This window comes from Xanthomonas sp. SS, assembly GCF_014236835.1.
Classification (GTDB): domain Bacteria; phylum Pseudomonadota; class Gammaproteobacteria; order Xanthomonadales; family Xanthomonadaceae; genus Xanthomonas_A.
This window is the reverse complement of the sequence record NZ_CP051190.1, coordinates 2,434,349-2,454,841: the sequence shown is the minus strand read 5'-3', so window position 1 is coordinate 2,454,841 and position 20,493 is coordinate 2,434,349. Positions and strand designations below refer to the sequence as shown.

17 protein-coding genes are annotated in these 20,493 nt (G+C 68.0%); 7 read left to right on the top strand and 10 right to left on the bottom strand.

The genetic code is table 11. The features are described 5' to 3' along the window. The first annotated feature begins 44 nt into the window (after positions 1–44). Entirely contained in the window at positions 45–1,151 is a 1,107-nt protein-coding gene (locus HEP74_RS10110; protein WP_185816323.1) for an efflux RND transporter periplasmic adaptor subunit, read from the top strand. After that, the gene (locus tag HEP74_RS10105; protein WP_185816322.1) at positions 1,148–4,213 is read left to right on the top strand and encodes an efflux RND transporter permease subunit; all 3,066 of its coding nucleotides are present in this window, start codon (positions 1,148–1,150) and stop codon (positions 4,211–4,213) included. Before HEP74_RS10110 ends, HEP74_RS10105 begins: the two co-directional genes overlap by 4 nt. Here the strand turns inward: HEP74_RS10105 and HEP74_RS10100 are convergent, their stop codons facing one another. The 4 genes from HEP74_RS10100 to HEP74_RS10085 all read right to left on the bottom strand — a co-directional run bounded on the left by HEP74_RS10100 (position 4,214) and on the right by HEP74_RS10085 (position 6,854). After that, positions 4,214–4,846, bottom strand: coding sequence for a class I SAM-dependent methyltransferase (locus HEP74_RS10100; RefSeq protein WP_185816321.1), 633 nt, complete (start codon positions 4,844–4,846; stop codon positions 4,214–4,216). Between the two features lie 107 nt (positions 4,847–4,953). Further along, positions 4,954–5,367 (bottom strand): nuclear transport factor 2 family protein, encoded by a 414-nt coding sequence (locus HEP74_RS10095; RefSeq protein WP_185816320.1) that lies wholly within the window; start codon positions 5,365–5,367, stop codon positions 4,954–4,956. A gap of 80 nt (positions 5,368–5,447) precedes the next feature. Next, positions 5,448–6,047: an NADPH-dependent F420 reductase gene (locus tag HEP74_RS10090; RefSeq protein WP_185816319.1), complete on the bottom strand. Its 600-nt coding sequence runs from the start codon at positions 6,045–6,047 to the stop codon at positions 5,448–5,450. Between the two features lie 72 nt (positions 6,048–6,119). Then, positions 6,120–6,854 (bottom strand): SDR family NAD(P)-dependent oxidoreductase, encoded by a 735-nt coding sequence (locus HEP74_RS10085; protein ID WP_185816318.1) that lies wholly within the window; start codon positions 6,852–6,854, stop codon positions 6,120–6,122. 264 nt (positions 6,855–7,118) lie between these two features. Here HEP74_RS10085 and HEP74_RS10080 point away from each other — a divergent pair, with 264 nt between their 5' ends. Both HEP74_RS10080 and HEP74_RS10075 read left to right on the top strand, forming a co-directional pair. Next, positions 7,119–7,697 (top strand): TetR/AcrR family transcriptional regulator, encoded by a 579-nt coding sequence (locus tag HEP74_RS10080; RefSeq protein ID WP_185816317.1) that lies wholly within the window; start codon positions 7,119–7,121, stop codon positions 7,695–7,697. A gap of 329 nt (positions 7,698–8,026) precedes the next feature. After that, entirely contained in the window at positions 8,027–9,964 is a 1,938-nt protein-coding gene (locus tag HEP74_RS10075) for a M61 family metallopeptidase (RefSeq protein WP_185816316.1), read from the top strand. Between the two features lie 28 nt (positions 9,965–9,992). Here HEP74_RS10075 and guaA read toward each other — a convergent pair whose 3' ends face one another. The 3 genes from guaA to folD all read right to left on the bottom strand — a co-directional run bounded on the left by guaA (position 9,993) and on the right by folD (position 14,247). Beyond that, positions 9,993–11,558: a glutamine-hydrolyzing GMP synthase gene (gene guaA / locus HEP74_RS10070; RefSeq protein WP_185816315.1), complete on the bottom strand. Its 1,566-nt coding sequence runs from the start codon at positions 11,556–11,558 to the stop codon at positions 9,993–9,995. Between the two features lie 130 nt (positions 11,559–11,688). Next, positions 11,689–13,146 carry an IMP dehydrogenase gene (guaB, locus tag HEP74_RS10065; RefSeq protein WP_185816314.1) on the bottom strand — a complete coding sequence of 486 codons (1,458 nt, stop codon included), beginning with the start codon at positions 13,144–13,146 and terminating at the stop codon, positions 11,689–11,691. A gap of 189 nt (positions 13,147–13,335) precedes the next feature. After that, positions 13,336–14,247, bottom strand: a complete 912-nt coding sequence (gene folD / locus HEP74_RS10060; protein ID WP_185816313.1) for a bifunctional methylenetetrahydrofolate dehydrogenase/methenyltetrahydrofolate cyclohydrolase FolD — start codon at positions 14,245–14,247, stop codon at positions 13,336–13,338. Between the two features lie 51 nt (positions 14,248–14,298). Here folD and HEP74_RS10055 point away from each other — a divergent pair, with 51 nt between their 5' ends. From HEP74_RS10055 to HEP74_RS10045, 3 genes are all read left to right on the top strand, one after another. Next, the gene (locus HEP74_RS10055) at positions 14,299–14,595 is read left to right on the top strand and encodes a DUF1244 domain-containing protein (RefSeq protein ID WP_185816312.1); all 297 of its coding nucleotides are present in this window, start codon (positions 14,299–14,301) and stop codon (positions 14,593–14,595) included. Further along, positions 14,596–15,369 carry an alpha/beta hydrolase gene (locus HEP74_RS10050; RefSeq protein WP_185816311.1) on the top strand — a complete coding sequence of 258 codons (774 nt, stop codon included), beginning with the start codon at positions 14,596–14,598 and terminating at the stop codon, positions 15,367–15,369. Positions 15,370–15,684: 315 nt separating this feature from the next. After that, positions 15,685–16,614 carry an IS110 family transposase gene (locus tag HEP74_RS10045; RefSeq protein WP_221893159.1) on the top strand — a complete coding sequence of 310 codons (930 nt, stop codon included), beginning with the start codon at positions 15,685–15,687 and terminating at the stop codon, positions 16,612–16,614. Positions 16,615–16,642: 28 nt separating this feature from the next. Here the strand turns inward: HEP74_RS10045 and HEP74_RS10040 are convergent, their stop codons facing one another. The 3 genes from HEP74_RS10040 to moeB all read right to left on the bottom strand — a co-directional run bounded on the left by HEP74_RS10040 (position 16,643) and on the right by moeB (position 20,476). After that, positions 16,643–18,493: a monovalent cation:proton antiporter-2 (CPA2) family protein gene (locus HEP74_RS10040; RefSeq protein ID WP_185816310.1), complete on the bottom strand. Its 1,851-nt coding sequence runs from the start codon at positions 18,491–18,493 to the stop codon at positions 16,643–16,645. A 582-nt stretch (positions 18,494–19,075) separates the two neighbouring features. After that, positions 19,076–19,198, bottom strand: a complete 123-nt coding sequence (locus HEP74_RS21915; protein ID WP_255427926.1) for a hypothetical protein — start codon at positions 19,196–19,198, stop codon at positions 19,076–19,078. A gap of 138 nt (positions 19,199–19,336) precedes the next feature. Then, positions 19,337–20,476: a molybdopterin-synthase adenylyltransferase MoeB gene (gene moeB, locus HEP74_RS10035; RefSeq protein WP_185816309.1), complete on the bottom strand. Its 1,140-nt coding sequence runs from the start codon at positions 20,474–20,476 to the stop codon at positions 19,337–19,339. Positions 20,477–20,493 lie beyond the last annotated feature (17 nt).

The following is a 20,493-nucleotide window of genomic DNA, read 5'->3' as shown; positions in this document are numbered from 1 at the left end:
CACAGGTATAGAATGGACGCCCTATCCCGTCAGGAAGGGTTCCCATGCTTCGGCGCCAGTTTGTTGCGTATGCCATCTGCCTGTTGCCTCTTGTCCTAGCGGCATGCGGTAACGAACATGCCGCCGATCCGCGTACGGAGGCGCCGCTGGTCAGGGTCAGGGCCGTCCACGGCGGTGCCGCCGCGCCGCGGTCGTTCACGGGGGTCGTCGCGGCCCGGATCCAAAGCGATCTGGCGTTTCGCGTGCCGGGCAAGGTGCTCGAGCGCCTGGTCGATACCGGCCAGACCGTCAAGCGCGGCCAGGCGCTCATGCGCATGGACCCGATCGACCTGGGCCTGCAGGCGCAGGCGCAGCAGGAAACGGTCGCCGCAGCCCGGGCGCGCGCCACGCAGACCGCCGACGATGCGGCGCGCTATCGCGACCTGGTCGCCGAAGGCGCCGTCTCGGCGTCCGCCTACGATCAGATCAAGGCCGCCGCCGACACGGCGCGGGCGCAACTCAAGGCGGCCGAGGCGCAAGCCGGCGTCGCCAGGAACGCGTCCGGCTATGCCGTCCTGCTCGCCGACGCCGATGGCGTGGTCGTGGAGACGCTGGCCGAACCGGGGCAAGTGGTCGGCGCCGGGCAGCCGGTGATGCGCCTGGCGCATGCGGGCCAGCGCGAAGCCATCGTGCAATTGCCGGAGACGCTGCGGCCGGCTGTGGGTTCGCTGGCGCATGCCAGGCTGTACGGCGATCGCCAGGCCGCGGTGCCGGCGACCTTGCGGCAGCTGTCCGATGCGGCCGATCGGCTGACCCGCACCTACGAGGCCAGGTACGTGCTCGACGGCGCGTTGGCCCGGGCGCCGCTGGGCGCCACCGTCACCGTCGAAATCCCGACCGGCACGGACGCCGCCGCTTCGCTGCAAGTCCCGATCGGCGCCGTGTTCGATCCAGGCAAGGGCCCGGGCGTGTGGGCCGTCGAGGGCAAGCCTGCAAAGGTCGTCTGGCGCTCGGTCCAGGTGCTCGGCCTGACCGACGAGGTGGCGCAGGTGAAAGGCAATCTCCAGGCTGGCGACCAAGTGGTGTCGCTGGGCGCACATCTGCTGCGCGAAGGCCAACTGGTCAGGCCGATCGGCCAGGGCCAGGCGCTGGCCGGCGGAGCGCGTCCATGAGCGAGGGGCGTTTCAATCTGTCGGCGCTGGCGGTGCGCGAGCGTTCGATCACGCTGTTCCTGATCTTCCTGATCTCCGTTGCCGGCGTGCTCGCGTTCTTCCAGCTCGGACGCGCGGAAGATCCGCCGTTCACGATCAAGCAGATGACGGTCGTCACCGCCTGGCCGGGCGCGACCGCGCAGGAGATGCAGGACCAGGTCGCCGAACCGCTGGAAAAACGCCTGCAGGAACTGCGCTGGTACGACCGCGCGGAAACCTATACGCGCCCCGGCCTGGCCTTCACCATGATTTCGCTGCTCGACAGCACCCCGCCTGCGCAGGTGCAGGAAGAGTTCTATCAGGCCCGCAAGAAACTCGGCGACGAGGCCAGGAAACTGCCGGCCGGCGTCATCGGCCCCATGCTCAACGACGAGTACGCCGACGTGACCTTCGCGCTGTTCGCGCTCAAGGCCAAGGGCGAACCGCAACGGCTGCTGGTGCGCGACGCCGAGACGCTGCGCCAGCAATTGCTGCACGTTGCGGGGGTGAAGAAGGTCAACATCATAGGCGAGCAGCCCGAGCGCATCTTCGTCTCCTTCTCCCACGACCGCCTGGCCACGCTGGGCGTCGCGCCGCAGGACATCTTCGCCGCGCTCAACAGCCAGAACGTGCTGACCCCGGCCGGCTCCATCCAGACCAAGGGACCGCAGGTCTTCCTGCGCGTCGATGGCGCGTTCGACAGCCTGGAGAAGATCCGGCAGACCCCGATCGTCGCCCAGGGACGGACGCTGAAGCTGTCGGATGTGGCGACCGTGGAACGCGGCTACGAGGATCCCGCCACCTTCCTGGTCCGCAACAACGGCGAACCTGCGCTGCTGCTGGGCGTGGTGATGCGCGAGGACTGGAACGGCCTGGATCTGGGCAAGGCGCTGGAGGCGGAAGTGGCCAAGGTCAACGCCGGGTTGCCGCTGGGCATGACGCTGAGCAAGGTGACCGACCAGGCCGTCAACATCGGTTCGGCGGTCGACGAGTTCATGGTCAAGTTCTTCGTCGCCCTGCTGGTGGTGATGGTGGTGTGCTTCGTCAGCATGGGCTGGCGTGTCGGCCTCGTGGTCGCCGCGGCGGTACCGCTGACGCTGGCGGCGGTATTCGTGGTCATGGCCGCGAGCGGCAAGAACTTCGACCGCATCACGCTCGGCTCGCTGATCCTGGCGCTGGGCCTGCTGGTGGACGACGCCATCATCGCCATCGAAATGATGGTGGTGAAGATGGAGGAAGGCTATAGCCGCGTCGCCGCCTCGGCCTATGCGTGGAGCCATACGGCGGCGCCCATGCTGTCCGGCACGCTGGTCACGGCCGTGGGCTTCATGCCCAACGGGTTCGCGCGCTCCACGGCCGGCGAATACACCAGCAACATGTTCTGGATCGTCGGCATCGCCCTGATCGCGTCCTGGGTCGTCGCGGTGGTGTTCACTCCCTACCTGGGCGTGAAGCTGCTGCCGGACATCAAGAAGATCGAAGGCGGCCACGCCGCCATCTACGACACCCGCCACTACAACCGCTTCCGGCAGGTGCTCGGGCGCGTCATCGCGCGCAAATGGCTGGTCGCCGGCACGGTGCTCGGGCTGTTCGCGCTGTCCATCGTCGGCATGGGCGTGGTCAACAAGCAGTTCTTCCCGACCTCCGACCGGCCCGAGGTGCTGGTCGAGGTACAGATGCCCTACGGCACCTCGATCGAGCAGACCAGTGCGGCGACGGCGAAGGTCGAAGCCTGGCTGGCGAAACAGAAGGAAGCGCGGATCGTGACGTCCTACATCGGCCAGGGCGCGCCACGGTTCTTCCTGGCGATGTCGCCCGAACTGCCTGATCCGTCGTTCGCCAAGATCGTGGTGCTCGCCGGCGACGACAAGCAACGCGAAGTGCTCAAGTTCAGGCTGCGCCGGGCCGTGGCCGACGGCTTGGCGCCGGAGGCACAGGTGCGCGCCACCCAGATCGTGTTCGGGCCGCCTTCGCCGTTTCCGGTGGCGTATCGCGTCATGGGGCCCGACCCGGACGTGCTGCGCAAGATCGCAGGCGACGTCGCCGATGTCATGCATGCCAGCCCGATGATGCGCACGGTCAATACGGATTGGGGGCCGCGCGTCCCCACCTTGCGCTTCACCCTCGACCAGGACCGGCTCCAGGCCGTCGGGCTGACCTCCAGCGCCGTGGCCTCGCAGCTGCAGTTCCTGTTGAGCGGCGTGCCGCTGACCGAGGTGCGCGAGGACATCCGTTCTGTGCAGGTGCTGGGACGCGCGGCCGGCGAGATCCGTTTCGATCCGGCGAAGATCGCCGGCTTCACGCTGGTCGGAGCGGCAGGACAGCGCATCCCGCTGTCCCAGGCCGGCAGCGTCGATGTGCGCATGGAGGATCCCATCCTGCGCCGCCGCGATCGCACGCCGACCATCACCGTCCGCGGCGACATCGCCGAAGGCCTGCAGCCCCCGGACGTTTCCACCGCCATCATGGGCCAACTGCAGCCGATCATCGGCACGCTTCCGCCCGGCTACCGGATCGAACAGGCGGGCTCGATCGAGGAGGCCGGCAAGGCCACCAAGGCGATGCTGCCGCTGTTCCCGATCATGGTCGCGCTCACCCTGCTCATCATCATCTTGCAGGTGCGTTCGATCGCGGCCATGGTCATGGTGTTCGCCACCAGTCCGCTCGGCCTGATCGGCGTCGCGCCGACGCTGCTCGTGTTCCAGCAGCCCTTCGGCATCAATGCGCTGGTCGGCCTGATCGCGCTGTCGGGCATCCTGATGCGCAACACGCTGATCCTGATCGGACAGATCCACCACAACGAACAGGAAGGGCTGAGCCCGTTCGATGCGGTCGTCGAAGCCACCGTGCAGCGCGCGCGGCCGGTGATCCTGACCGCGCTGGCCGCGATCCTGGCGTTCATCCCGCTGACCCATTCGGTGTTCTGGGGCACCCTCGCCTACACGCTGATCGGCGGCACCTTCGCCGGGACGGTTCTGACCCTGGTGTTCCTGCCGGCCATGTACTCCATCTGGTTCCGGATCAGGCCGGAACCTTCGCGCTGATCAAGGCTTCACGAATCGATAGGCGAAGCGATCGGTCTCGCCCTTTACCAGGGGATCGAACACTTTGACCGAGTGCGGATCGTCGCGGTTCGCGAGCAGGCCGGTTTCCGCCTCCAGCACGAAGCCTGCCGCCTCCACCTCCTCGCGGACGGATGCAGGCTCGATCCGATGCAGCGACGAGGCCTCGCTCGTACCCGCACCGACAGCGGCGGCATGGTCGACGATGACGTAGGACCCGCCGGGCCGCAGCCGCGCGTAGACGGCTCGATTGAAGCGCGCCGCGGTCGCGCCCCTGGCCTGGATCAGCGCGGTATGCAGATCGTGGTAGAACAGGTGCAGCCACAGCACATCTGCCGGCTGCATGGCCTCCGGCATCGCCACGAGGTCCGCCGAGACGACTTCGACGTTGTCTCGGCCCGGCTCCTTCGCAAGCGCGCGCATGCGGCCGACCGGATCGTTGCTGAAGTGCGCGACTTCGGCCGGCACGACGCTGTAGACCCGTCCTGCGGGTCCCACGATGTCGGAGAACAGACGGGTCCAGTCGCCGTCGCCTGGGTAGATGTCGATGACAGTGGAGCCTGCATCGACACGTGCGAACCGGATCAATTCGGATAGTTTGGATTGGTCGTACATCGCGATCTCCGTTACGGTTGGGTATTCGGCCAGTGCGTGACCTGCGAGTGGGCGATCCACGGCTGATTCACCGTTTACCCGGACCCGGCGGCCGCACGCGGCCAGCGCTAAGCGAGCCCGGACGCGTCCATCCGCGAGGCCCGCGCCAGTGCCTGGGTGTCGATGTATTCGCGGATGCTGGCCAGTCTGCCGTCACGGACGGTGATGGCGAAGATCCAGTTGTCCTCGAACCTCTTGTCCGTGGCTTTGACCTTCCCGCTGGCGAAGCCGACGACCAGAACCCGGTCGCCTTGCGCTACGAACTCACGGGGTTGCGTGGACGTTTCCATCGACCTGGATGCCGTCTCAAGCAACTCCGCCAGCCCCGCGTGTCCGCGATACGTGCCGGCCAGCGGCCATTCTTCGCCCGGGACGATCCACTCGATGTCTTCGGCGACCAGCGCCAGCAGACCCTGCCTGTCGCCGCGGCCGAGTGCGGCGAAGAAGTCCTTCACGGTCTGGATGTTCTTCTCGGTACTCATGGGAATGTCTCCTTTGCTTCGGATCGGATCGCGCTCGATTGCGGGCGTCCCGCCCCTGCTGGGCGGGGACGCCGTGTTCATCAGTCGAACTTGACCAAGTCCTTGAAGATCAGTGGACCCCAGCTGTTCCCGCGTGCCTGGACCAGCAGCCCGCCTTCCGAAAGCCCGCCAAGTTTGACTGGCGAGAAACCGAGTTCTTCCGCAAGCGCAGCGATTTCCGCTGCGGCAGCGTCATCGTCGCTCGCCAGGAACACGACTCTCCTGCCGCCATGTACCGCGGGGGCCTGGGCGAGGACCGCGGCGCCCAGATGATTGAAGCCCTTGACCAGCCGTCCGCCAGAGAAGGCTTGCGCGACGGCCTTGGAAGAAGGCTGTCCCCCCAGTTCCTCGGTGGGCACGCCGTAGGCATTGGTCACATCGACGATGGTCTTCCCCTGCCAGCTGGGGAGCGCTTTGGCGACATCCGGGTGCGACTCGAAACGGACCGCCAAAAAGACGATGTCCGCCTTGACCGCTTCCGCCAGCGTGTTGGGGATGATCGTGGGGCCGATCGCGGCTGCAGCGGACGCGAAATTTTCCGGAGCGCGCGTGGTGGCAACGGACACTTCGATGCCGTTGCGCGCGAACGCCTTGGCCAGCGCCTGGCCGACATTGCCGAAGCCGATGATTGCGTAGTTCATAGATCCTCCTGTTGGTTCACCGCGACCTGCGGGCTCCGACTGTCGAATGGAGCGACCGCCGGACGCAGCGCGTCAGAGTTGCGCCAGGCCGCCGTCGACGGCGACCTCGCTGGCGGTCATGAAGCTGCTGTCCGACGACGCGAGAAAGGCGGCCACGGCGCCGATCTCGGCCGGATCGGCCATGCGCTGCAGCGGCGTCATCGCGGCGAAGACCTTCTGGCCCTCCTCGCCCAGCGCCGCCTTCGCCAGCTCGGTCGCCGTCGCCCCGGGCGACAGCACGTTGACCCGGATCCCGGTGCCCTTCAGGTCCTCCGCCCAGGTCCGCGCGAGGTTGCGCACCGCCGCCTTGCTCGCGCTGTAGGCGCTCATTCCCGGGGCGCCCGTGGTGCCGGCGCTCGATCCGGTCAGGATGATCGAACCGCCCTCGCCCATCAGCGGCAGCGCCTTCTGCACCGTGAAGATCGTCCCCTTCACGTTGGTGTCGAAGGTTTCGTCGAGGTGCGCGGCGGTGATCTCGCCGAGCCGAAGCTGGCTTCCCGCCCCTGCATTGGCGAAGACGATGTCGAGCGTCCCGCGCTCGGCCTTCACCGCTGCGTAGAGCCGATCGAGGTCGGCCTCGTCCGCGACCGAGCCCTGCACCGCGCGGGCATTGGGCCCGAGCTCGGCCACAGCGGCGTCGAGCGCTTCCTGCCGGCGGCCGAAGAGGAAGACCAAGGCGCCCTCCTCGACGAAGCGCTTCGCTGCGGCGCGGCCGATGCCCGTGGCGCCGCCGGTGATGACTGCAACCTTACCTTCAAGCTTTCCCATGACCTTCTCCTGTCGTGTCGGACAGCGTGTCTGCCCGGTTGGCAGAAGTGCGCTGTGTCTGTGCGGTGCGCTGAGCCAGGACTTCTGGCTCGCTCGATCCGGATCAGCGATCCAACTATATGGATCACTGATCCATTTGTCAAACGCAGGGAGACGACATCGGGTCTTTTGTTTCAATTTGTACAAGCGCGCGGTATCTTATGGATCACTGATCCACATGTGACCGCATCCTCCGGACCACTGATCCATTTGTCAAGGCAACCCATGCGCGCCGACGCCAGAAAAAACTACAGCCATCTCCTTGCCGTCGCGCGGGACGTCGTGACCGAGCATGGTGCCGACGCGTCCATGCGCGATATCGCCCGTCGCGCCGAGGTGGGATTGGCCACGCTGCTGCGTCATTTCCCGACGCGGGAAGCCTTGTTCGAAGCGTTGCTGCGCATGAATCTGGAGGCGCTGACGCAGAAGGCAGGCGAACTCGAAGCGTCGAGCCCACCCGACGAGGCGCTCGTGTCCTGGTTTCGCGAAGGGGTGGCGTTCACCCATAGCTACAGCGGCGTCGTCGCCTTGATGGCGAGCGCCCACGCAGACCCGGAGTCCGCGCTCTACGCGACATGCGCGGCGGTGCACGCGGCAGGCGCGCGCCTGTTGCTGCGCGCTCAGGCCGAGGGAACGGCGCGTGCCGACATGGACGGGACCGACCTGTTCGCGCTCATGTCGGCGCTCGCCTGGCTGGTCGGCCAACCCGGATTCGCGCCACGGGCCGACCATCTGTTTGACATGATCGCCGGCACCATCCTGATGACTCGGTCGAGCGACGGTGCCGACACGCCAGCGCGCTGATCGGATCGGCGCTCGGATCCGGCGAGGGTCCGGTCGGCTTGCGGATGGTCCGCGCGATCTTCGTCCGTGATCGACGAAGATCCGAAAACCCGCACGCGCTACCGCACGGTATTCGACGCCTTCCGTGGGATTTGCATGTCCCGATCCGCAGCGACCCAAACCGAAGGCATTGCCCGTGACGTTCGCCGCAAATTCGCTGCGGCTGGAGCCGCTGATCTCGGACGCGCTCCTGGAAGGTCGGGCGCTGCGAGCGCGAGATCGGGGGATTCGAAACTGCGCTTGGCTTCCCTGCCCGAGAAGCCGACGTACATCATCGAAGGAGTTATGACATGAGTGCAGCAGCGTTCGCTTGGCGACGCGCTTGGGGGCTGATCGTCGCGGCAACGACGTGTTTTGCCGGCGTTTCCGCGGCCGCCGGGCAAACGGCGACGCTCCCGGTGCAGACGCTGGAGAGTCCGCCGATCGCGCGCCCGGTCGACCACCTCTTTGCCGGCACGATCGAACTCGAGGTCGAACAGGCCGATGTCGCGCACAAGCTGTTCGTCGTTCGTGAGCGCATCCCGGTACAGCAGGCGGGCACCATGACCCTGCTCTATCCACGCTGGGAGGCGGCGAGCCATGGACCGAGCCTGTCGGTGGTCGATCTCGCCGGGCTGAAGGCGGAGGCCGATGGCCGGCCGCTGGCATGGCGCCGCAACCCGCTCGATCCGCACGCCTTCGACCTGGAGCTGCCCGTTGGAGCGCGGACGATCGAGGTGCGGTTTCAGATCGTGGGTGCCGACGATGCGCTCTCGCCGGATCTGGTGGTCGTGCCCTGGCAGCGGCTGATCCTCTACCCGGCCGGCTGGTACGCGCGCAACTTGAGCATTGCCCCGACGGTGACCTTCCCGGCGGGACTGCACCCGATCACCTCGCTCGCGGTGCTCGACACCGGCGACGGCAGATCGCGGTTCGCGCCGGTCTCGCTCGAAACCCTGCTCGACGCGCCGGTCTACGCTGCGCGCCACACTCGGCAGCTGCCGTTGTCCGCGCTTGGGCCGGCGCAGGTTTCGGTCGACCTGATCGCGCGCCGGCCCGACGATCTGGTCGTGGCGCCGGAGCGCATCGAGGCCCTGAGCCGCATGGTGGAGCAGGCAGGCGCGGTGTTCGGTGCTGCGCCGTTCGAGCGCTACACCTTCCTCGCCCGGATGGAGGACGACGGGTCCGCGGGAGGAACCGAGCACCGCAGGTCGAGCGAAATTTCCCTGCCCTCGAACTACTTTTCCGACTGGGAGGGGCAGCTCAACAACCGCGATATCCTCGCGCACGAATTCGTTCATGTCTGGAACGGCCTGTATCGGACGCCCGCCGATCTGTGGGCGCCGACGCCGAACGCGCCGCAGGGCGGCAGCCTGCTCTGGGTGTACGAAGGCCAGACGGAGTTCTGGGGCCGCGTGCTTGCCGCTCGATCGGGGCTGCGCACGCGCGAGGAGACCCTCGACAAGCTGGCGCTCGATGCGGCCGAAATCGTCAACCGGCCGGGCCGTGCCTGGCGATCGCTGTCGGACGACGTCAACTATCCCGCGTTCATGCTGCGCAAGCCGGTGCCGTGGCGCGACTGGCAACGCCGCCGGGACTATTATCTGGAAGGCGTCCTGCTGTGGCTCGACGTCGATGCCCTATTGCGCAAGCAGAGCGGCGGACGGCGCGGGATCGATGATTTTGCGAAGGTGTTTTTCGCGGGCGCCGCGCCCGATGCGCCGACGCGGACCTACGTCTTCGACGATGTGGCCAAGGCGCTGAATGCGGTCGCGCCGTATGACTGGGCCGGTTTCCTGCGACGTTGGATGGATGGCCACGAGGAACTCGACGTGTCCGAGGGTCTCGCGCAACAGGGATGGCGGCTGGTCTACACCGACACCGCGACTGCGACGTACCGCCAGAATGAGAAGGAACTCGAAGCGACCGATCTTTCCTACTCGATCGGGTTGACGGTGGCCGACAGCGGGCTGGTCCGTGCGATCGCATGGAATGGCCCGGCCTACCGTGCGGGAATCGGCCCAAGGACGAAGATCGTATCGGTCGGCGGCGTGCCGTTTACGCGCGAGGCGCTGATCGAAGCGGTGCGCCATGCAGAAGAAACGCCGATCGGCATGACGTTCGAGCAGGACGGCCGCACCGTCACGCGCATCCTCGATTACCGCGGAACGCTGCGCTACCCGCGTCTGGAGCGGATCGCCGGGCGGCCGGATCGACTGCGGACGCTGCTGGCGCCGCGTCGAAAATGATCCGGCCTTCCCCGCAAAAAACCCGAGGTCACTCCCACTCGATCGTCGCCGGCGGCTTGCCGGAGATGTCGTAGACCACGCGCGAGACGCCGCGCAGTTCGTTGATGATGCGGTTGCTCACCGTGCCCAGGAAGTCGTACGGCAGGTGCGCCCAGTGCGCGGTCATGAAGTCGATGGTCTCCACCGCGCGCAGCGCGATCACCCATTCGTAGGCGCGCGCGTCGCCGACCACGCCCACCGACTTCACCGGCAGGAACACCGCGAACGCCTGGCTGGTGGTGTCGTACAGGTCGGCCTTGCGCAGCTCTTCGATGAAGATCGCATCGGCCTTGGCCAGCAGCTCGGCGTACTCGCGCTTCACTTCGCCGAGGATGCGCACGCCCAGCCCGGGACCGGGGAACGGATGGCGGTAGACCATCGTGCGCGGCAGGCCGAGCTCCACGCCCAGGCGCCGCACTTCGTCCTTGAACAGCTCGCGCAGCGGCTCGACCAGGCCCAGCTTCATGTGCTCGGGCAGGCCGCCGACGTTGTGGTGGCTCTTGATCACGTGCGCCTTGCCAGTCTTGCTGCCGGCCGACTCGATCACGTCCGGATAGATCGTGCCCTGCGCCAGCCACTTGGCATTGGCCAGCTTGTTCGACTCCTCGTCGAAGATCTCCACGAACAGGTTGCCGATGATCTTGCGCTTGGCTTCCGGATCGCTGACCCCGGCCAATGCGTCGAAGTAGCGGTCGGCGGCATTGACCCGGATCACCTTGACGCCCATGTGCTCGGCGAACATCGCCATCACCTGGTCGCCTTCCTGCCAGCGCAGCAGGCCGGTATCGACGAACACGCAGGTCAGCTTGTCGCCGATCGCCTTGTGCAGCAGCGCGGCGACCACCGACGAATCGACACCGCCGGACAGGCCCAGGATCACCTCGTCCTCGCCGACCTGGGCGCGCACGCGCGCGATCTGGTCGTCGATGATGTTGGCCGCGGTCCACAGGGTCTCGCAGCCGCACACGTCGACCACGAAGCGGCGCAACAGGGTCTGGCCCTGCAGCGTGTGGGTGACTTCCGGATGGAACTGCACGCCGTACCAGCGCTTGGCCTCGTTGGCCATCGCCGCGACAGGGATGCGCTCGGTGACGGCGCTGATGGTGAAGCCCGGCGGCACCTGCGAGACATGGTCGCCATGGCTCATCCACACGTTCAGACGCGCGGCGCCGGCGTGGTCGGTCAGCCCGGAGAACAAGGCATCGGCCGCCACCACATCCACTTCGGCATGGCCGAACTCGCGCTGGTCGGCGGCCTCGGTGGCGCCGCCCAGCTGCGCGGCCATGGTCTGCATGCCGTAGCAGATGCCGAACACCGGCAGGCCGCTGTCGAACACTTCCTGCGGCGCGACCGGCGCGCCCGGCAGCGTGGTCGACTCGGGACCGCCGGACAGGATGATGCCCTTGGCGCCGAAGCCGGCGATCTGCGCCGGATCGTGGTCCCAGGCCCAGATCTCGCAGTAGACCCCCAGCTCGCGGATGCGCCGCGCGATCAGCTGCGTGTACTGCGCGCCGAAATCGAGGATGAGGATCTTGTCGCTGTGGATGTTGGTCATTGGGGCCGGGATTGGGGATGCGGGATTGGGGATTCGCAACAGCGGGATGGCGGCGATGTGCACTGCCGGTGGAGACGCGGCGGGCTACTACGAATCCCCAATCCCGAATCCCCACTCCCGCGCATGGGCATCAGCCCATGCGGTAGTTCGGCGGTTCCTTGGTGATCTGCACGTCGTGCACGTGGCTCTCGCGCTGGCCGGCACCGGTGATGGTGACGAACTTCGGTTTGGTGCGCATGTCCTCGATGGTCGCGCAGCCCACGTAGCCCATCGTGGCGCGCAGGCCGCCGATTAGCTGGTGGATGATGCCGCTGAGCGGGCCGCGGTACGGCACGCGGCCTTCGATGCCTTCCGGCACCAGCTTGTCGGCGTCGGAGGCGTCCTGGAAGTAACGGTCCTTGCTGCCCTTCTCCATCGCGCCCAGGCTGCCCATGCCGCGGTAGCTCTTGTAGCTGCGGCCCTGGAACAGCTCGACCTCGCCCGGGGCTTCCTCGGTGCCGGCGAACAGGCCGCCGACCATCACCGTGGAGGCGCCGGCGACCAGCGCCTTGCCGATGTCGCCGGAATAGCGGATGCCGCCGTCGGCGATCAGCGGGATGCGGTCCTGCAGCGCCTCGGCGACCATATCCACCGCGGTGATCTGCGGCACGCCGACACCGGCGACCACGCGCGTGGTGCAGATCGAGCCCGGGCCCACGCCGACCTTGACCGCGTCGGCGCCGGCGTCCATCAGCGCCAGCGCGGCATCGCCGGTGACGATGTTGCCGCCGATCACCTGCAGCTGCGGATAGGTCTTCTTGACCCAGGCCACGCGGTCGATCACGCCCTGCGAGTGGCCGTGCGCGGTATCGACGATGACCACGTCCACGCCGGCCGCGGCCAGCAGTTCGATGCGCTGTTCGGTATCGCCGCCGACGCCGACCGCCGCGCCGACCAGCAGGCGCGTGGCCGCGTCCTTGGCGGCGTTGGGGTTGTCGGTCTTCTTCTGGATGTCCTTGACCGTGATCAGGCCGCGCAGCTCGAAGCTGTCGTTGACCACCAGGATCTTCTCGATGCGGTTGCGATGCAGCAGCTGCAGCACTTCCTCGTCGCTGGCGCCTTCGCGCACGGTGATCAGGCGATCCTTCTTGGTCATGATGTGGCGGACCGGATCGTCGAGCTTCTTCTCGAAGCGCATGTCGCGGCTGGTGACGATGCCGACCAGCTCGCTGCCGTCGACCACCGGCACGCCGGAGATGTTGCGCGCGCGCGTCAGTTTCAGCACTTCGCCGATAGTCGTTTCGGGACCGACGGTGAACGGCTCGGTGATCACACCGGCTTCGAACTTCTTGACCTTGGCCACTTCCGCGGCTTGCTGCGCCGGGGTCAGGTTCTTGTGGATGATGCCGATGCCGCCGAGCTGGGCCATGGCCACCGCGAGGCGGTGTTCGGTCACCGTGTCCATCGCCGCCGACAGGAGCGGCAATTTCAGGCGCAGGTCGCGGGTCAGCCGGGTTTCCAGGCTGACGTCCTTCGGCAGGACGATCGAATGGGCGGGGACGAGCGAAACGTCGTCGTAGGTTAAAGCTTCAGCCTGGATGCGCAGCATCGGCGGACCCGAATGTGGGGAAGCGCGGCATTTTAACGCATTTGGGGCCGGGATTGGAGATTTGGGATTCGGGATTCGCAACGGCGAAGCCTTCCGCAGCCGGCCGTTTGCATGGTTGCCTGGACGCCAACGGCCGGCCGACCTCGGAGGCAACCGCGATCGACCGACGCACGCGCTTTGCCGTTGCCTTTAACGAATCCCGAATCCCGAATCCCGAATGCCGGCCGCATCAGCGGCCTCGATCGTGTTCTGCATCAGTGTGGCCACGGTCATCGGCCCTACTCCACCCGGGACCGGGGTGATCCAGCTGGCGCGTTGCGCGGCCGCGTCGAAGCCGACGTCGCCGACCAGGCGGCCGTCGTCGAGGCGGTTGATGCCCACGTCGATCACCACCGCGCCGGGCTTGACCCACTCGCCGGGAATCAGGCCGGGACGGCCCACCGCCACCACCAGGATGTCGGCATCGCGCACCCGCGCCTGCAGCACCTCCGGCGGGGTGAACTTGTGGCAGCAACTGACCGTGCAGCCGGCAATCAGCAGTTCCAGCGCCATCGGCCGGCCGACGTGGTTGCTGACCCCGACGATGGTGGCGTTGCGCCCGCGCACCGGCTGGTCGGTATGCCCGAGCAGGGTGACGATGCCGCGCGGGGTGCACGGGCGCAGGCCGAATTCGCGCAGCGCCAGGTGGCCGACGTTCTCCGGATGGAAACCGTCCACGTCCTTGCGCGGGTCGATGCGGTGGATCAGCCGGCTGGCGTCGGGAATGCCCGGCAGCGGCAGTTGCACCAGGATGCCGTGGACCTTGGGATCGGCATTGAGGCGGTCGATCAGCGCCAGCAGCTCGGCTTCGCCGGTACCCGCGGGGAGGTCGTAGTCGAACGCCTCGATGCCGACCTTTTCCGCCGCGCGGCGCTTGTTGCGCACGTACACCGTGGACGCCGGATCGCCGCCGACCAGCACCACCGCCAGGCCCGGCCGCGGCTGCCCGGCCGCCAGCCGCGCATCGACGCGCAGCTTGAGTTGGTCGAGCAGTTCGTCGGCGATGCGCCGCCCGTCGAGGATGCGGGCCGGAACGGGGGAGACGGGCGCGGAATCGGTCATCGAGGCGAGCGGGTGTAGAGTCTGGGGACCCCTATTGTCCCCGATTCCGCCATGACCGACACCACCCGCATCGAGGCCGCCGCGTTCCGGCGGCTGCTGCAGCACCTCAACCAAGACCGCAGCGACGTGCAGAACATTGATCTGATGATCCTGGCCGGCTTCTGCCGCAACTGCCTGGCCGACTGGTACCGCGAGGCGGCGGCCGCCGAAGGCGAAACGCTGAGCAAGGAACAGGCGCGCGAACGCGTCTACGGCATGCCGTTCGCCGACTGGAAGGCGCAGTTCCAGGCCGACGCCACGCCGGAACAACTGGCGGCCTTCGCCGACGCGCAACGCCGGCACGGATAGATGCTGCGTCACCTGGGCATCGTCGCGGCGATCGCGGTCGTCGCCTATCTGGTGGTCTGCGCCCTGCTCTACCTGGGCCAGCGCGAGTTGCTGTATTTCCCGCAGGCGACCCGGGTGGCGGCGGCGCAGACCGATTTCGTCCTGCAGCGTAGTCCGGTGCTGCGCCTGCGCGGCTGGCAGGTCAATCCGGGCCGCGACAAAGTGTTGCTGTACTTCGGCGGCAACGCCGAGGACCTGCGCCAGGCGCGCGCGCAGCTGGCGCCGCTGCTGCCCGACTACAGCGTGTACCTGCTGGCCTACCGCGGCTACGGCGCCAGCGACGGCACGCCGAACGAGGCGGCGCTGATCGGCGACGCGCTGGCGCTATACGACTATGTCCGTACCACGCAGCCGCAGGCCGAGATCGCCGTGCTCGGGCGCAGCCTGGGCAGCGGCGTCGCCAGTCAGCTGGCGGCGCGGCGGCCGCTGGCGCGACTGGTGCTGGTGACTCCGTTCGACAGCCTGGCCTCGGCCGCGCAGGCGCATTACCCGTGGGCGCCGGTGCGCTGGCTGCTGCGCGACCGCTACGACTCGGCCAACGCGCTGCGCGCTTATCGCGGACCGTTGCTGGTACTGCGCGCCGGCCGCGACCAGGTGGTGCCGGCGGCGAGCACGCAGCGGCTGCTCGATTCCCTGGCACAGACGCCCACCGTGGTCGCAATGCCGCGCGCCGGCCACGACGACATCAGCGCCGACCCACGCTATGCGCAGGCGTTGCGGGCGTTTTTGCGCTGAAGCGCTTCAAGCCGGACATTTGCAGTCCACGGACACTGTAGGAGCGGCTTCAGCCGCGACAGGAGCGTTTCCGGAGAGATCAGGTCGCGGCTGAAGCCGCTTGTGTCTAACGCGGGTATATCGTTGAGGTGAGAGCGGAGTGCGGCAGGCCGCTAAGTCGCAGTGCCTCATGAGCACGAGTAGGAGTCAGGGCCGCCGCACTCCGATTCTCCTGCCCCCAAAGCCCGAACAGTTGCCTGAGCTGCGAGCTCGAACCTACAAGCATGGGCATCGGCAGGAGATCTCTCGTCCCTGAGTCTACTGCGGAGAACGTCTATGTCCATGCAGCGTTTTGTCGGGATCGATGTTTCCAAGGCCGAACTGGCCATGCATGTCTTGCCGGACGGGTGGGCCTGGACCCAGGCCAATACACCCGAGGGGCGCGCCTGCCTGGCCGAACGCCTGGCCGCGATGGGATGCGAGCGGATCGTGCTGGAAGCCAGCGGCGGCTACGAACAGACCGTGCTGCAGGCGCTGACGCAGGCCGGCCTGCCCGCGGTCCGGCTGCCTGCCCATCGCCCCCGGGCGCTGGCGCACGCGTTGGGCCTCAAGGCCAAGACCGATGCCCTGGATGCGCGCTTGCTGGCGATGGCGGCCCAGTGCATCCACGCCCAGCCCACCGCGGTGCTCCCTGCACCGCTGCAGGCGCTGCGCGAACTGCTTCACCTGCGCAGCACCCTGGTTGCCCAGCGCGATGCGCAGCGCCGGTGCCTGGAGCACGTGACCTGCGAGGCGGTGCGCGACCAGTGGCTCCAGGTGATCGCGCTGCTGCAGCAGCGTATCCGTGAGGTGTCCCGACAGATCGCACGGGCGGGGGCGGCCTGCTCTGATCTGCCCAAACTGCCCGGGCTCGGTCCGATCCTGCGCGCCACCCTGGCCGCGCGGCTTCCCGAACTGGGCACCGTGCCTGCGCGCAAGATCGTCGCCCTAGTCGGGCTGGCGCCGTTCAATCGCGATAGCGGCCGCTGGCGCGGCCAACGCCGCATCCAGGGCGGACGCGCCGACGTGCGGCGGGTGCTGTACATGGCCACCTGGGCCTCGATCCGCACCGGCTCCCCGCTGGCACACACCTACGCCCGCCTGACCGCCGCAGGCAAACCCGCCAAGGTCGCCATCGTGGCCTGCATGCACAAATACCTGCGCTGGCTCAATGCCATCGCGCGCGATCGAGCACCGTACGCACCTCCTGCCATTGCTGCTGCATGACAGTTGACTCCTACAGATCAGCGCCGCCTCAATCGCTACGGCGCTCGTCCACCACCTCCGCCGCCGGCACCGCTTCCGGATTGAGCGTGCGGCTCTCGCGCCGCGGCGGCGTGAACGGGGTCGGCTTGGGTACCGCCGGGGCGATGTTGCCGTACATCAGGCCGCTGCCGGCGCGCACGTCGCCCGCGGCAATCTCCAGTTCCAGGCGCTCGGCGTCGCGACGGCGGATCTCGCGGGCGATGCTCGCGGCCTCGTCCTCGGCCATGCCCAGCTCGATCAGCGCGGCCTGACCGAATTCCACTGCCGATTCGAAGGTCTCGCGGATCTGGTAGTCCACGCCGGCGGCGATCAGCTTCAGCGAATGCTCGCGGTCGTAGGAGCGCACCAGCAGCTTGGCGTGCGGGAATTCCTGCGTGGCCAGTTCGACGATGCGGTTGGCCGCCTCGCGGTTGTCGATGCACACCGCGATGGCGCGCACGCTGTGCGCGCCGGAGGCGTGCAGCACGTCCAGGCGGGTGCCGTCGCCGTAGTAGATCTTGAAGCCGAACTCGGCCGCGCTCTGGATCATCTCGATGTCGTTGTCGATGATGGTCACGTCCACGTCGCGCGCCAGCAGCGACTGGCTGGCGACCTGGCCGAAGCGGCCGAAGCCGATGATCAGCACGCTGCCGGTGAGCCCGTCGGCCGCCTCCACGCCGTCCAGCGACGGCGCCTCCACCGGTGCCCAGCGCCGGTACAGCAGCACGAACAGCGGGGTCAGCGCCATCGACAGCACCACGATCGCGGTCAGGTTGGCATTGACCTGCGCATCGATGACCCCGGCCGCGCCCGCGGCGGCGAACAGCACGAACGCGAACTCGCCGCCCTGCGCCATCAGCACGCCGCGGTCCAGCGCCTGCGCGTGGCCGCTGCCGGTGAGCCGCGCGACCAGGTAGATGCACGCGGCCTTGGCCGCCATGAACGCGAGCACGCCGCTGAGGATCAGCGTCCAGTTCGCCGCCACCACCGCCAGGTTCAGGGCCATGCCCACGCCGAGGAAGAACAGCCCCAGCAGGATGCCGCGGAACGGCTCGATGTCGGCTTCGATCTGATGGCGGAAGGTGGATTCGGACAGCAGCACCCCGGCCAGGAACGCGCCCATCGCCATCGACAGCCCGCCGAGCTGCATCAGCAATGCCGCGCCCAGCACGACCAGCAGCGCAGCGGCGGTCATCACTTCGCGTGCCTTGGCCGCGGCCAGCAACCGGAACAGCGGGTTCAGCAGCCATCGCCCGGCCACCAGCAGGCCGACGATCGCCGCCGCGCCGACGCCGATGCCGATCCAGCGCGAAGGCGCATCGGCGGCGACCGGCACCGGCGCCATCCACGCCACCACGGCCAGCAACGGCACGATCAGCAGGTCCTCGAACAACAGGATCGCGACGATCTTCTGCCCCGCCGGCAAGGCGATGTCGCCGCGCTCGCCGAGCAATTGCATCACCACCGCGGTGGAGGTGAGCACGAAGCCGGACGCGGCGATGAACGCCACCGGCAACGACAGCCCCAGCGCCAGCCCGACCCCGGTCAGCACCGTCGCGCACACCACGATCTGCGCCGTGCCCAGGCCGAAGATCTGCTTGCGCAGGCTCCACAGGTGCGAGGGCCGCATCTCCAGCCCGATCACGAACAGGAACATCACCACGCCCAGCTCGGCCACGTGCAGGATCGCCTGCGGATCGGCGAACCAGCCGAATCCGAACGGCCCGATCGCCAGGCCCGCGGCCAGGTAGCCGAGCACCGAGCCCAGGCCCAGGCGGCGGAACACCGGCACCGCCACCACCGCGGCGCCGAGCAACGCCACCACCTTGATCAATTCACTGCTGTCGGCTGCACTGGTCATGCGCAGATTCTACGCACAAGGCCGCGGCGACCCCATGCATTGGCATGCGGCATGGCGGGGGGCGGAGTACTGCGGCGCTTGCATGCCGTGCGGTAGTGCGTGACGCGTCACGGCCATGGAGGGCGCTGCGACGCCAACGACGGCAGCGACCGCCCTTCCCTTCTCCCACCGGGACCATGGCCCCCTTTTCGGGGGAAGGTGCCCCGCAGGGGCGGATGAGGGTACGGGCGAAGCCTTGCGATCGAACGGCACGAGGGCTTCGCTCTGTACCCTCACCCCAACCCTCTCCCGAGGGGAGAGGGGCTTATGGCTCTGCGCCGCAGAACATTCGCGTAGTCGATGCCAGTGAGTCGAAATACGGCAGGCGGCCGCGCAACGGCTCACCGATGTCCAGCAGCAGTTTCAGCACTTCATTGGCCTGCAGCAAGCCGGCCCCCTTCTCCCACCGGGACCATGGCCCACTTTTTGGGGGAAGGTGCCCCGCAGGGGCGGATGAGGGTACGGGCGAAGCCTTGCGATCGAACAGCACGAGGGCTTCGCTCCGGACCCTCACCCCAACCCCTCTCCCGAGGGGAGAGGGGCTTATGGCTCTGCGCCGCAGAACATTCGCGTAGTCGATGCCAGTGAGTCGAAATACAGCAGGCGGCCGCGCAGCGGCTCACCGATGTGCAGCAGCAGTTTCAGCACTTCATTGGCCCGCAGCAAGCCGACAACTCTCCTTTCTCCCTGCGGGAGAAGGTGCCCCGCAGGGGCGGATGAGGGTACGGGCGAAGCCTCGCGATCGAACAGAGAGGGCTTCGCTCCGGACCCTCACCCCAACCCCTCTCCCGACGGGAGAGGGGCTTATGGCTCTGCGCCGCAAAACTTTGCGTAGTCGATATAGCCGGGAAACGCGAGCCCGGGCGCGCATACCGGACACTGCGGGTCGGCGGACAGGCGAGTTTCGCGGAAGCGCATCGCCAGCGCGTCGAAATACAGCAGGCGGCCGCGCAGCGGCTCGCCGATCTCCAGCAGCAGCTTCAGCACCTCGTTGGCCTGCAGCAGGCCGACGATGCCGGGCAGCACGCCGAGCACGCCGGCCTCGGCGCAACTGGGCGCGAACTCCGGCGGTGGCGGCTCCGGGAACAGGCAGCGGTAGCACGGCGCCTGCCCGCGGCGGCGGCCGGCGTCGAACACGCTGACCTGGCCCTCGAAGCGCTGCACCGCGCCGTACACCAGCGGCTTGCCCAGCTTCACGCAGGCGTCGTTGAGCAGATAGCGCGCAGGGAAATTGTCCGAACCGTCGAGCACCACGTCCACGTCCTGCAGCAGGCGTTCGACATTGGCCGAGCTCACCCGTTCGCGTATGGCCTCGACCTGCACGCCCGGATTCAGCGCGGCCAGCGCCGCGGCCGCCGACGCCACCTTGGGCTGCCCGACCCGCGCTTCGGTATGCAGGATCTGCCGCTGCAGGTTGCTGCGATCGACCACATCGTCGTCGGCGATGCGCAACTGGCCGACCCCGGCCGCGGCCAGGTAGAAGCCCGCCGGCGAACCCAGTCCGCCGGCACCGACCAGCAGCACGCGCGACGCCTGCAGCCGCCGCTGGCCGTCGATGCCGACCTCGGGCAGGCGCAGGTGGCGCGAATAGCGCTCGAAGAAGTCCTGCTGCTCCGGCGCCAGCGCCGGCTGCTGCAGCGGCAGTCCGTCGCGCTGCCAGCGCGTGGTGCCGCCCAGTACCGAGGCGACCGCGGAATAGCCTGCCTGCTGTAGGAACAGCGCCGTCTCGTGCGAGCGCTTGCCGCTCTGGCAGATCAGGATCGTCTCGGCATCGGCCGCGCCAAGATGCGTGGCCGGATCGTCCTGCAGCTGCGCGCGGGCCACACCGAGCGCGCCCTCGGCCATGCCGGCGGTGCGCTCGTGCTCCTCGCGCACATCGATCAACCGCGCGCCCTGAGCGATGCGCGCGCGGGCCTGCTGCGGAGTCAGTTCTCGAATGCTCATGCGTGCATTATCGGCGC